Source organism: Roseococcus sp. (assembly GCF_965227005.1).
Classification (GTDB): domain Bacteria; phylum Pseudomonadota; class Alphaproteobacteria; order Acetobacterales; family Acetobacteraceae; genus Roseococcus.
In genome coordinates this window covers 269,286-282,243 of record NZ_CBDDFJ010000006.1, presented here as the reverse complement: position 1 = coordinate 282,243, position 12,958 = coordinate 269,286, and the positions used below count along the sequence as shown (strand labels likewise).

General features: G+C 70.4%; 9 protein-coding genes. 5 read left to right on the top strand and 4 right to left on the bottom strand.

Annotation, left to right across the window (positions count from 1 at the left end):
* A partial coding sequence (locus tag ACO057_RS03290; protein ID WP_421988917.1) for a Bug family tripartite tricarboxylate transporter substrate binding protein occupies positions 1-443 on the bottom strand: 443 nt, incomplete at its 3' end.
* Between the two features lie 280 nt (positions 444-723).
* Here ACO057_RS03290 and sdhC point away from each other — a divergent pair.
* From sdhC to ACO057_RS03265, 5 genes are all read left to right on the top strand, one after another.
* Complete coding sequence (sdhC, locus tag ACO057_RS03285) at positions 724-1,161, top strand: succinate dehydrogenase, cytochrome b556 subunit (RefSeq protein ID WP_421988916.1); 438 nt, start codon at positions 724-726, stop codon at positions 1,159-1,161.
* Positions 1,162-1,166: 5 nt separating this feature from the next.
* Positions 1,167-1,568 carry a succinate dehydrogenase, hydrophobic membrane anchor protein gene (sdhD, locus tag ACO057_RS03280; protein ID WP_421988915.1) on the top strand — a complete coding sequence of 134 codons (402 nt, stop codon included), beginning with the start codon at positions 1,167-1,169 and terminating at the stop codon, positions 1,566-1,568.
* A 156-nt stretch (positions 1,569-1,724) separates the two neighbouring features.
* Complete coding sequence (sdhA, locus tag ACO057_RS03275; protein WP_421988914.1) at positions 1,725-3,536, top strand: succinate dehydrogenase flavoprotein subunit; 1,812 nt, start codon at positions 1,725-1,727, stop codon at positions 3,534-3,536.
* A gap of 2 nt (positions 3,537-3,538) precedes the next feature.
* Positions 3,539-4,321 (top strand): succinate dehydrogenase iron-sulfur subunit, encoded by a 783-nt coding sequence (locus ACO057_RS03270; RefSeq protein WP_421988913.1) that lies wholly within the window; start codon positions 3,539-3,541, stop codon positions 4,319-4,321.
* 112 nt (positions 4,322-4,433) lie between these two features.
* Positions 4,434-4,856 (top strand): DUF1489 family protein, encoded by a 423-nt coding sequence (locus ACO057_RS03265; protein WP_421988912.1) that lies wholly within the window; start codon positions 4,434-4,436, stop codon positions 4,854-4,856.
* Positions 4,857-5,012: 156 nt separating this feature from the next.
* On the opposite strand, the gene ACO057_RS03260 is transcribed toward ACO057_RS03265, so the two are convergent.
* The 3 genes from ACO057_RS03260 to ACO057_RS03250 all read right to left on the bottom strand — a co-directional run bounded on the left by ACO057_RS03260 (position 5,013) and on the right by ACO057_RS03250 (position 12,929).
* Entirely contained in the window at positions 5,013-6,410 is a 1,398-nt protein-coding gene (locus ACO057_RS03260; RefSeq protein WP_421988911.1) for a M20/M25/M40 family metallo-hydrolase, read from the bottom strand.
* Between the two features lie 67 nt (positions 6,411-6,477).
* Positions 6,478-9,306 (bottom strand): AsmA family protein, encoded by a 2,829-nt coding sequence (locus ACO057_RS03255; RefSeq protein ID WP_421988910.1) that lies wholly within the window; start codon positions 9,304-9,306, stop codon positions 6,478-6,480.
* Positions 9,303-12,929, bottom strand: a complete 3,627-nt coding sequence (locus ACO057_RS03250; RefSeq protein ID WP_421988909.1) for a hydantoinase B/oxoprolinase family protein — start codon at positions 12,927-12,929, stop codon at positions 9,303-9,305. Before ACO057_RS03250 ends, ACO057_RS03255 begins: the two co-directional genes overlap by 4 nt.
* Positions 12,930-12,958 lie beyond the last annotated feature (29 nt).

Here is a 12,958-nt window from a genome sequence, read left to right as displayed (position 1 = left end):
GTGCGCAGCCCCTGACCCGGCCCGCCGAGCACCAGAAGAGGCAAGCTCGCGAAGCGGCTTATGGGGGTCAGGTCTGCTTGTGGGTCATAGCCCAACTGCCGGGACAGGTTCCGGTTGAGGATCATCGTCGTCGCGGTGACCACGCCGAGGGTGTTCCCATCGGCCGTCGCGCGCGCAACCTCCTCGCCGGCCACGTTTCCGCGGGCGCCCGTGCGGTTCTCGACCGTGACGGGACGCGACAGGCGCTGGGCCAGGGCCTCGGCGAAGACACGGGAGATGCGGTCCACGCCGCTTCCGGGCGGAAAGCCCACTAACAGGCGAATCGGCTCCCGCCCATCCATCCCAGGCGCTGGAATGGAATTCGGTTGGGCCTGCGCCGCGGAGACGCCGAGCAACAGGCTCAGCGCATACCCCATCATCAGATGTCGTCGAAACAGCTTCACGGGACGTTACCTGCCCGGAAACGGGGCACGATCCCCCGCTCTCGACCGGGCGGGCACAGTCACGTCCCAGTCACTCATGGTCAATCCACATTTTGTCGCGAAAGTCGGCCTGACACCCCGCGGCGGGCAACTTCCATCGACCGAATTGCGACTTGTTCGCAATGGACTAAACTCCGCCGGTTGCACCCGGTCGGATTGACGCAGCTGCGAAGGGACGCCTAGAAAAGCCCCACAAACTTGCAATGGCCGGAGTGTTCTCCCCGATGAAGGCGCAGAGCGTATGAGTGACCCGCGCGAGGCCGGAATGGTGGGTCGCCGCACGGACGGCAAGGTCGTTCGCCGCCCGCTCTCCCCGCACCTTCAGGTCTACGACATGATGCAGATGACGAGCTTCGTCTCGATCATGCATCGCATCACCGGCACCGCCTGGGCCGGCGGCACCTTGCTCCTGGCCTGGTGGCTCATGGCCGCCGCGACCGGCGAGGTCGCCTTCGCCCGCGTCCAGTGGTTCATGTCCTCCTGGCTCGGCCTGCTGATGCTCTTCGGGCTCACCCTGGCCGCCTGGTACCACACGCTGGCCGGCCTGCGGCACCTCGTCTGGGATGCCGGCTTCGGCTTCGACATCCCCACCGTCTACAAGACCGGCCGCGCCGTGCTGATCGGCACGGGCGTGCTGACCGTGCTGACCTGGCTGCTCGCCATCGTGTTCTGGGGCTGATCGACATGGCCGGCGAAAACTCCTCCCCCGCCCTGCGCACCCCGCTGGGCCGCGTCCGCGGCCTCGGCTCGGCGAAGTCGGGCACGCATCACTGGTGGATGCAGCGCGTCACCTCCATCGCGCTCCTGCCGCTGACCCTCTGGTTCGTGGTGAGCATGATCGGCCTGGCCGGCACCACCTATCTCGAGACGCTGCTCTGGATCGCCACGCCGCTGAACGCGGTGCTGATGCTGGCCCTCATCCTTCTCACCTTCCACCACATGGCGGCCGGTCTGCAGGTGGTGGTCGAGGATTATGTGCGCAACGAGTTCCAGCGCATCGCCTATCTGCTTGTCATCAAGGGCGCCTGCGCGCTGCTGGCGCTGGCCTGCGCCTTCTCGGTGCTGCGCATCGCCTTCGCGCTCTAGGCCCGATCCACCTCGCGGATCGGGGACTGAAGCGTTGCTGCGGGAACGCTTGAATTCACGGCGGCTTCGCGCCGTCGCTTCTGAGGCCGGCATGTTCCGGCGAGTCATTTGGGGCGCGAGGGCCATTGCCGCCGCGCCAGAGAGCGGATCGGGTCGATGAACGCCATCAGCAAGCCCTCCTTCGGCGCCTATCGCGTCGTGGATCACACCTACGATGTCGTCGTGGTCGGCGCCGGCGGCGCGGGGCTCCGCGCCACCTTCGGCATGGGCGCGGCGGGCCTCAAGACCGCCTGCATCACCAAGGTCTTTCCCACGCGCTCGCACACCGTGGCCGCGCAGGGCGGCGTCGGCGCCTCGCTCGGCAATATGGGCGAGGACAACTGGCGCTGGCACATGTACGACACCGTGAAGGGGTCGGACTGGCTCGGCGACCAGGACGCCATTGAATACATGTGCCGCGAGGCGGTGCCCGCGATCATCGAGCTCGAGCATTACGGCGTGCCCTTCTCGCGCACCGAGGACGGCCGCATCTACCAGCGCCCCTTCGGCGGCCACATGCAGGAATACGGCAAGACGCCGGCCATGCGCGCCTGCGCGGCCGCCGACCGCACCGGCCACGCCATCCTGCACACGCTCTACCAGCAGGCGCTGAAGGCCAATTGCGAGTTCTTCGTCGAATATATCGCGCTCGACCTCATCATGGATGAGGAAGGCGTCTGCCGCGGCGTCACCGCCTGGAACCTCGAGGACGGGACGATCCACCGCTTCCGCGCCCAGCAGGTGGTGATGGCGACCGGCGGCTATGGCCGCGCCTATTTCTCCTGCACCTCCGCGCATACCTGCACGGGCGATGGCGGCGGCATGGTGCTGCGCGCCGGCCTGCCGCTGCAGGACAACGAGTTCGTGCAGTTCCACCCCACCGGCATCTACGGCTCGGGCTGCCTCGTCACCGAGGGCGCGCGCGGCGAAGGCGGCTACCTCACCAATTCCGAGGGCGAGCGGTTCATGGAGCGCTACGCGCCGACCGCGAAGGACCTCGCCTCGCGCGACGTCGTCTCGCGCGCGATGTCGATGGAGATCCGCGAGGGCCGCGGCGTCGGTCCGCACAAGGACCACATCTACCTGCACCTGGAGCATCTCGGCGCGGCGCTGCTACATGAGCGCCTGCCCGGCATCTCCGAGACGGCGAAGATCTTCGCCGGCGTGGACGTGACGAAGGAGCCGATCCCGATGCTCCCGACCGTCCACTACAACATGGGCGGCATCCCGACGAACATCCACACCGAGGTGCTGCGCCCCACCGCGCAGGACCAGGATGCGATCGTCCCCGGGCTGATGGCCGTGGGCGAGGCCGCCTGCGTCTCGGTGCATGGCGCCAACCGCCTCGGCACCAACTCCCTGCTCGATCTCGTGGTCTTCGGCCGCGCCGCCGCGCTGCGTGCCGCCGAGGTGCTGAAGCCCGGCGCGACCCAGCCGCCGCTGCCCGCCAAGGCCGGCGAGAACGCGCTGGATCGCCTCGATCGCGTGCGCAACGCCAAGGGCGGCACGAGCGTCTCCGATCTGCGGCTGAACATGCAGCGCACCATGCAGAACCACGCGGCCGTCTTCCGCACCTCCGATCTGCTGAAGGAGGGCGTCGAGAAGATGGACAAGATCGCCGCCGGCTATGAGGACATCCGCGTCGCCGACCGCTCGCTGATCTGGAACAGCGACCTGGTCGAGGCGCTGGAGCTCGACAACCTGCTCGGCAATGCGCTGACGACGATCCATGGCGCGGAAGCGCGCAAGGAAAGCCGCGGCGCCCATGCCCAGGAAGACTACCCCGATCGCGACGACGTGAACTGGATGAAGCACACGCTCGCCTGGGTGGACGACAAGCGCGAGGTCAAGCTCGACTATCGCGACGTGAAGATGCGGACGCTGACCAACGAGGTCCAGGTGTTTCCGCCCAAGCCGCGGGTGTACTGAACATGGCAACCTTCACCCTTCCGAAGAACTCGACCATCACGGCGGGCAAGACCTTCAAGGCCGAGCCCGGCGCGACCAAGGTCAAGACCTTCAAGATCTACCGCTGGGATCCGGACGAGGACGCAAATCCGCGCACGGACAACTACGAGATCGATCTGAACAAGTGCGGCCCGATGGTCCTGGACGCGCTCATCAAGATCAAGAACGAGGTCGACACCACGCTGACCTTCCGGCGTTCCTGCCGCGAGGGCATCTGCGGCTCCTGCGCGATGAACATCGACGGGTTGAATACGCTGGCCTGCCTCAAGCCCATCGACGAGGTGAAGGGCGACGTGCGCATCAACCCGCTGCCGCATATGCCGGTGGTGAAGGACCTGGTGCCCGACCTGAGCCAGGTCTACGCGCAGTACCGCTCCATCGAGCCCTGGCTGAAGGCCGAGACGCCGCCGCCGCCGGATGAGGAGCGCCGCCAGTCCAAGGAGGAGCGCGCCAAGCTCGACGGCATGTGGGAGTGCATCCTGTGCTTCTGCTGCTCGACCTCCTGCCCCAGCTATTGGTGGAACGGCGACCGCTACCTCGGCCCGGCGATCCTGCTGGCCGCCTATCGCTGGATCGCGGACAGCCGCGACGAAGCGACCGGCGAGCGGCTGGACGATCTGGAAGATCCCTTCCGGCTCTATCGCTGCCACACGATCATGAACTGCACGCGGACCTGCCCGAAGGGGCTGAACCCCGCGGAAGCGATCGGCAAGATCAAGACGCTGATGGTTACCCGCCAGGGCTGATGCCCTGGCCTTCGGGCTCCGGTCGCAACGCGGCCGGGCCCGAACCAGTTCTTCACAGATCGCTTCAGTGACGATCTTGCCCGACTCCGGTGTCGGGCCCATTCATTCCTCGATGATCCATCTGATTAAGCTCTCCGTCGGGACCAAGGACGTCGCGCATCTTCAGGCGTGGCAGGCGGAGCGCGCGATCACCCATGCGCCGCTGCGCCACCGCACGCGCAACCGCCCCAAGCGGCGCGACGACATCCTCGACGGCGGCAGCATCTACTGGGTGGTGGCCGGCTTCCTGCAGGTGCGCCAGCGCGTCATCGACATCATCGACGACACCATGGAGGACGGGACGGCCTGCGCCGGGATCGTGCTCGACCCCTTGCTGGTGCCCGTGGCCGCGCGTTCGGTGAAGGCCTTCCAGGGCTGGCGCTATCTGGATCCCGAGGCGGCCCCGCCGGACCTCGCGGACCACAGCGCCGCTCCCGGCATCGACGGGCTGCCCCCCGCCCTGAGGGCGGCGCTGCGCGAAGCCCGCCTGATCTAGAGCCTTCTTCGTTCGCAAGGGCTCACTTCGAAGTCTCTAGATCCTTGTTTTTTCGAGCATCTTTACCCGACCAGACGATTCCGTCTGATCGGGTGATGCTCTAAGCTCGGTCAGGCGATCCCGGCAGGGATGCGGGGGCGGAGCCCCCGCCCGGCCTTACTTGTCGCCCAAATCCCAATACATCCCGGCAAAGGCCAGCAGCCCCTCGCGCGCCGGCCCCGGCAGCAGGTGCTCGTCCGGCCCATGCTGCTTGCAGCCGTTATAGCTGTGCGGCACCCAGATCAGCGGCACGTTCAGGTGGTCCACGAAGACATCGCCCGGCAGACCGCCCGAGGAGTTCGGGATCACCTGCACATGCTTGCCCAGCGACTTCTCCATGCTGTCGCGCGCCCAGACGACCCAGGGGTGCGAAGGCGAGGTGCGCGAGGCCGGCATGCGGGTGAAGGCGTTCTCGATCTTCACGTTCTGCAGCCCGTGGGCATCGAGGTGGCTACGCAGCGCCTCCGCGAAGGTGTCGGGATCGCTGTCGACGGTGTAGCGGATCTGGCAATGCGCGCGGGCGTCGGGTGCTACGGCATTCACCGGGTTCTCCGGGCGGCCGCTGACCATGGCCAGGATGATGAGGCTGTTCCAGCCATAGATCTTCTCGGCCGCGGTCAGTCCGGGCTCGCCCCAATCGGCGTCGATGGTCGCGGCCTCGCCGCCGCCGCCCACTTCGCAGCCGTCCAGCACGCCACGGACATCGGCGGGGACGCCGTTGCGGGGCAGCCAGTCGCGCACGAGGATCTTGCCGTTGCGGTCCATCATCGTACCGATGGCATGGGCCAGGATCACCGCCGGGTCGCTGGTGAGGCCGCCCCAATGGCCGGAATGCACGCCGCCGTCACGCAGCTTCACGACGAGATCGAAGTGGAAGGTGCCGCGCGTGCCGGTGGCGATGGTCGGCACCTCGGGCATGACGCGCGGACCGTCGCTGGCGATCAGCGCGTCGGCGGCCAGGAGCCGGGCATTCTGCGCGACGAATTCGCGCAGGCCCTTGCTGCCGCGCTCCTCGGCCATCTCGATCACGAGCTTCACATTGGCGTTGAGCTTGCCGCCGCGCGCGGCCAGGGCCGCCTCCAGCGCCATGAGGTTGATGACGTGCTGGCCCTTGTTGTCGGCCGTGCCGCGCCCGTACCACTTGCCGTCGCGCTCGATGAGCTCCCAGGGCTTGAGGCCCTCGCTCCACTGGTCGTCCAGGCCGCGCACCGTGTCGCCATGCCCATAGAGCAGCACCGTCGGTCGGGACGGATCCTCGATGCGCTCGGCGGTCAGGATGGGGCCGAAGCCCGGCAGGGGATTCGGGTTGAGCGTGACCGAAGTGAAGCCCAGGCTCTCGACCCAGGGCTTGATGGCCTGCTCCAGATACTGCGTGAGATAGGGCTCGTAGCCCTCCTCCTGCGCCGTCGAGGGGATGGCGACGAAGTCCGAGAGCCGGGCCTTCAGCTTCCCCTCGTCGAACATCGCCGCCGCGCGCGCGAGGGCATCGGCCCGGGCACCTGTCTCAATTGTCATTCAAATATCGCCTTTTCGAACCCGCCGTTTCGCCAAATAGCCGTGCAACCGGCCCTGCGTCCATGCCTCATGGCGCGTGTTCCGCGCGCCAGCGCAACCATTGCGCGATCTCGACGAGACGGCGCGGCGCCCCGCTCGGCCCGGTGAGGCGCAGCGCCACGGCGGGCGCGCCTTCCTGGACCGGCAGCGTGACGCGCAGGTCGATCACGTCGCGCGGCAGGTCGATCTGCCCGGCGAGCCCGAGCGTGAGACCGCCCTCGCCGCTCAGCGCCGCCTCGTCGATCGTCACGGTGCCCGCCGCCAAGGAAAGGTTCGCCATGCCCCGCTCGATGGAGGTCGCGCCGCCGCCCAGACCCGCGCGCAGCCCCGCCTCCGCCGCACGGAGCGCGGGCAGGCCGAGCGCCTCGGCGGCGGCGGCGGCGTCCAGCCCCTGCACCACGCCGTCGCGCAGCGTGAGCCGGGCCGTGCCGCCCAGCCCGGCGACCAGCGCCGCCGGCGCATTGCCGTTGCTGGCGAGCCGGAATTCCCCGGAGAGACGGCCGGCGCCGATATCCATGGGCCGCCCGGTGAGCGGTCCGGAGAGCACCACATCGGTGAAGCTGCCCTCGGTCGAGAATCGCAGCGCCGGGCCACGCTCCAGCCGGGCCGTGCCGGCCAGGGTCCCGCCGGCGAGATTGCCGCGCAGATCCTCCAGCCGCAGGGAGGCCGCGTCGGCGCGCAGATTGGCCGAGGCTTGCTCGATGGCCGGCAGGTCCATCGCCTCCACGCGGTCGGCCGTCAGCGCCAGGTCGAGACCCAGGCCGGGCCAGGCGCTCAGATCCAGTGCGCGCCAGCCCGGCAGCGGCAGGCGGTCCATCGCCAGGCGGCCGGTCAGGGTGCGGCGCCCTTCGGGGGAGGCCAGAGCCAGTTGGCCCCGGCCGCGCAGCTCGCCGGCGACCATCTCGAAGCTGTCGGCGCTCCAGCCCTCCGGGCGAAGAGCGAGGGCCGCGATGAGCGAGAAGGAGCCCTCGCCGATCCAGCCAGGCGGCTCGCGTTCCAGCAGGGTACCGAACATGCGGGCCGCGCCGGGGTGGCGCACGGTCACGGTACCCTGCCCGCGGCCCGGGCCCTGGTCGAACGAGGGTTGGTCGAGCGTGGCCTGGGCCTCGATGCGCGCCTCGGCGAGGTCGCCCTCGATCCGCAGGGCCAGGGCGTCCAGCGGGCCGCCGCCGCTGGCGCGCAGCCGCAAAGGCAGCGCGGCGAGGCCCGGGCGCTCCAGCCCCAGGCGGGCGAGCAGCGGGCCGGCCGCGCCCTCGGCCTCCAAACTGAGATCGCTGACGCGGCCGCCGGCCAGGGTGCCGGCCAGGGTCACGTCCAGGCCCAGATGGCGCCCGGCGAGGCGGCGCAGCAGCAGCCGCCCGCCCTCGGCCGCGCCGTCCACGGAAAGGCGCTCCCAGACGGAGCCGCCCAGCGCCAGGCGGCCGAAGCCGAGCCGCAGCTGGTAGTCCGTCCCGGCGCTGGTCTCGCGCAGCACGGCGAGGAGCTGGCTGGGCGTCACGCCCGCCTCCAACCCGTCGAATTCCAGCCCGAGCGCGAGGCTCGGCCGGGCCTGCTGGCGCCAGACGAAGCCGCCGGTCGCGCGCGCCGGGCCGAGGCGTGCCGTGAGGTCCGTCGCGGTGAATTGTCCCGCCTCCCAGGAGAGGCGCGTCTGGCCCTCAGAGCCGCCGAGAGGCAACGGCCATCGCGTCAGGCCCAAGGCCTCGGCCAGTTGCTCCGGCTGGGCCGAGCGCCAGCGCAAAGCGAGGTCGAGGCGCGGGCCGGCGCTGGCGCCGGAGGCCTCGAGCGTGGTCCCGCCGGGCAGTTCGGCGGAGACGTCGCTCAGCGTCAGGCGCTCGCCCTGGAGGAAGGCGCCGGCGCGCAGCTTGCGCAGGCGCAGCGGGCCGAGCGTCGCCCCCTCGGCCGTCACGTCGAGCGAGATGGGCACGGCCTGCGGTCCCGCGCCGCGCAGGGCGGCCAGCCAGGGCTCGACCTCCAGCCGCGGCGTGGCGAGGGTGAGGTCGAAGCGCGGCTCGCGGCCGAGGCGCAGCAGGGCCGAGCCGCGCACAGCCTGGCCGCCGACCTCGAGCGCGAGTTGCCGGGCCGTCAGCGCCTCGGCCCCCGCGACCAGGGAGGAGGTGGCGCGGAAAGGTCCGGGAGGCGCGGGAATCACGGCGGCGAGGTCGGGGCCGCTGACCTCCAGCCGGCCCTCGAAGCCGCCCTCGGCGAGCAGCACGCCGCGCGCCTGGAGGTTCACCCCGGCATGGCTGGCCGAGAGATCGAGCGGGGCGATGCCGTCATCGCCGGCGCGGCCGAGCGTGGCCTGGAAGCGCACCGTGCGGCTGCGCCAGGTGAGCGAGCCCTCGGCCGTCAAAGCCTCGGAAGGATTGCCGGCGGTCAGCCGCGCGGTGACGCCGTCGAGCACCGCATCCCCGATGGAGATGCGGCTCTGCTCCAGACGGGCGTCGAGCGCGGTAAGGCGCGGCAGAGGGGCGAGACCCGGCAGCGAGGTGGGCGGCCAGGGCAGGCGGATATCGGCGCCGACCAAGGCCAGCTCGCGCACCTCGATCCGGCCGAGCAGCAGCGCGCCGAGGTCCAGGCGCAGCCGCAGCGCGCGGGCGGACATCCGCACGTCGTCCGCCGTCTGGCCGATGACGATGCGCGAGGCCTCCAGCCGTGGCTGCGGCAGCAGTTCCAGCGTGACGGGGCCTTCGAGCCAGACCGGGCGGCCCAGCCGCTCGGAGGCGATCGCCGCGATGGTGCCGCGATGGCGGTCCCAGTCGAGATATCTGGGCAGCAGGTAAGCCGCCACCGCCGCCAGGACGGCGAGCCCCGCGAGAAGCGCGAGGACGACCCTGCGCGCGGTGGCGGCTCGGCTCAAGCCTCGTCCAAACCGTTTTGGCCCCAGCCGCCGCCGCCGGGCGTCTCGACGACGAGGATGTCGCCGGGCTCAAGGTCGGCCTTGCCGGCATTGCCGGGGATCACGTCGCGCGTGCCGTCGGCGCGGTCCACCCATTGCCGGCCGGGCGCGCCGTCCGCACCGCCGTGCAGCCCATGCGGCGCCACGTTGCGGCGCGAGGCCACGACCACCGCCTGCATCGGGCGCAGGAAGCGGATGCGCCGGCGCGAGCCGTTGCCGCCCTGCCACTCGCCCGCGCCGCCGGAGCCCTGTCGGATCGAGAATTCCTCGAGGCGCACGGGGTAGCGCATCTCCAGGATCTCGGGATCGGTCATGCGGGTGTTGGTCATGTGCGTCTGCACGGCGCTGGTGCCGTGGAAGCCCGGGCCCGCGCCCGTGCCGCCGCAGATGGTCTCGTAATACTGGTAGGTGTCGTCGCCGAAGAGCGAGTTGTTCATGGTCGACTGGGCGGCGGCGCAGGCGTCGAGCGCGGCCAGCAACGCGTTGCAGGTCACCTGGCTGACCTCGGTGTTGCCGGCGACCACGGCCCGGCCCGGCGTCGGGCTGAGGAAGCTCGCGGGCGGGACGATGATCTCCAGCGGCTTCAGGCAGCCGTCGTTGAGCGGGATGTCCTCGCCCACCAGCGAGCGGAAGCAATAGAGCACCACCGCCCGGCAGACGGCGGCCGGGGCGTTGAAGTTGTCGGGGCGCTCGGGGCCGGTGCCGGTGAAGTCGATGACCGCCTTGCGGTTCGCCTGGTCCACGCGGACCTCGACGACCAGCGGCGTACCGTCATCCGTGACGGTCTCGAAGCGGCCGTTCTTCAGCGTGGAGAGCACGCGGCGCACGCTCTCCTCCGCATTGTCCATCACGTGGCCCATATAGGCGCGCACGACATCGAGGCCGAACTCGCGCACGGCGCGGCGCAGTTCCTGCACGCCCATCTCGTTGGAGGCGACCTGCGCCTTCACGTCCGCCACGTTCACGTCCGGGCTGCGCGCGGGGTAGCGCGCGGAGGCCAGGAGCTCCCGGAACTCGGCTTCCCGGAAATGGCCGGCGTCGACGAGAAGGAAGTCGTCGATGACGACGCCCTCCTCCTCCAGCGTGGCCGAGCCCGGTGGGGTGGAGCCGGGGGTGAGGCCACCGATATCGGCATGGTGCCCGCGCGAGCCGACGAAGAAGAGGATCTCGCTCCCCGCCTCGTCGAAGACGGGCGTGATCACCGTCACGTCCGGCAGATGGGTGCCGCCGTTATAGGGGTTGTTCAGCGCCACCACGTCGCCCGGGCGCAGCGTTTCGGCGCGCGAGCGGATGACCGTGCGCACGCTCTCGCCCATCGCGCCGAGATGCACGGGCACATGCGGCGCGTTGGCGATGAGCTGGCCCGTCACGTCGAAGATGGCGCAGGAGAAGTCCAGCCGCTCCTTGATGTTCACCGAGAGGCTGGTGTTCTGCAGCACCGTGCCGGTCTGCTCGGCGATGGACATGAAGAGGCTGTTGAACAGCTCCAGCATCACCGGATCGACGCGGCCGGTCTCGGCCAGCCGCGCGGCGGCGCGGGCCTCGATGCGGTGGAGCACGAGGTGGTTCAGCGGCGTGACGCGCGCCTCCCAGCCCGGCTCGACCACCGTGGTCGCGATCGCCTCGCGGATGAGGGCGGGGCCGCGGATGGCGTCGCCCGCCAGCAGGGCCTCGCGGTCATGGACCGGCGCGTCATGCGACGCCCCTTGGGCGAAGAGCGTGGCGCGGTCGAGCAGCGGGATGGCCTCGCCGGACGGCCGGTCCGCGAGCTTCTCCTCCTGCACGGCCTCGCCCGGCATGGTGACTTCCACGAGCGCGGCCTCGACGACGACCTGGCGTTCCGGCGTCGCGAAGCCGAAGCGCGCGCGATGCGCCTCGGTGAACTCGCGCAGCACGCCGTGGTAGCAGCCGAAGGCGACGGGCAGGAAGGAATCGGTGCCGGCATAGCGCAGGTGCAGGCGATGCTCGGCCTTGAGACGGGTCGGATCGGCGCCCTGGCGCACCAGCTCGGCGCGGCCGGCGGCCTCCAGCTCGGCCAGCCGCGCCTCCAGCACGCCGATGCCCTCGGGCGCGAGGGGCTTCTCGACCGCCGCCTCGCGGATCACCGCCTGGTCGGCGAGGCCCATGCCATAGGCGCTCAGCACGCCGGCGAAGGGATGGATGAAGACGGTCTCCATGCCGAGCTCATCGGCCACGAGGCAGGCATGCTGCCCGCCCGCGCCGCCGAAGCAGGCCAGGGTGTATTTCGTGACGTCATAGCCGCGCTGCAGGCTCACCTGCTTGATGGCATGGGCCATGTTGGAGACGGCGATGCGGAGGAAACCCTCGGCCACCTGTTCCGGCGAGGGCGCGGTATCGGTGGTTCGCGAGATCTCGGCGGCCATCGCGGCGAATTTTTCGCGCACGACCCCGGCGTCGAGCGGCTGGTCGCCGTTCGGGCCGAAGATCGCGGGGAAGTGCTTCGGCTGCACCTTGCCGACCATGACGTTGGCGTCGGTCACGGTCAGCGGGCCGCCGCGGCGGTAGCAGGCCGGCCCCGGAACCGCGCCCGCGCTCTCGGGGCCCACGCGATAGCGCGCGCCGTCGAACTTCAGGATGGAGCCGCCGCCGGCGGCCACCGTGTTGATCGCCATCATGGGCGCGCGCATGCGCACCCCGGCCACCACCGTCTCGAAGGCGCGCTCGAAGGCGCCGGCGTAGAGCGCCACGTCGGTCGAGGTGCCGCCCATGTCGAAGCCGATGATGCGGTCGTAGCCGGCCATGGCGGCCGTCCGCGCCGCGCCGACGATGCCGCCGGCCGGGCCGGAGAGGATCGCGTCCTTGCCCTGGAAGCTCGTCGCCTCGGCGAGGCCGCCCGAGGACTGCATGAAGTAAAGCTTCGCGTTCCCGCCCAATTCCGACGAGACCTGCTCCACGTAGCGGCCCAGGATCGGCGAGAGATAGGCGTCCACCACCGTCGTGTCGCCGCGCGGCACGATGCGGGGCAGCGGGCTCGCCTGATGCGAGAGGCTGATCTGCGGGAAGCCGATCTCGGCCGCGATGGCGCCGATCCGCAGCTCATGCGCCGGATGCGCCCAGGCATGCATCAGCACGATGGAGACCGCGCGGATGCCGTCGTCATAGGCGGCCTGGAGCGCCGCGCGGGCGGCAGCCTCGTCCAGCGGCTCGATCTCGGCGCCGTCCACCGCCACGCGCCCGCCGATCTCGGCCACGCGCTCATGCAGCAGCTCAGGCAGCTTCACGTTCAGGTCGAAGAGCCGGGGGCGCGCCTGGTTGCCGATGCGCAGCATGTCGGCGAAGCCCACGGGGACCAGCAGCACCACGCGCTCGCCCTTGCGTTCCAGCAGGGCGTTGGTGGCGACGGTCGTGCCCATCTTCACGGCCTCGACCAGGCCCTCGGGCAGGGTCGCGCCGGGCGCGAGGCCCAGGACCTGGCGGATGCCGGCGACGGCAGCGTCCTTGTATCGCTCGGGATTTTCGGAAAGCAGCTTGGCCGTGGAGAGGGACCCGTCCGGATGCCGGGCCACCACATCGGTGAAGGTGCCGCCGCGATCGATCCAGAACTGCCAGGTCCCAACGGTCATTCGAAAACTCCTCAACTTGACGTTGCTTT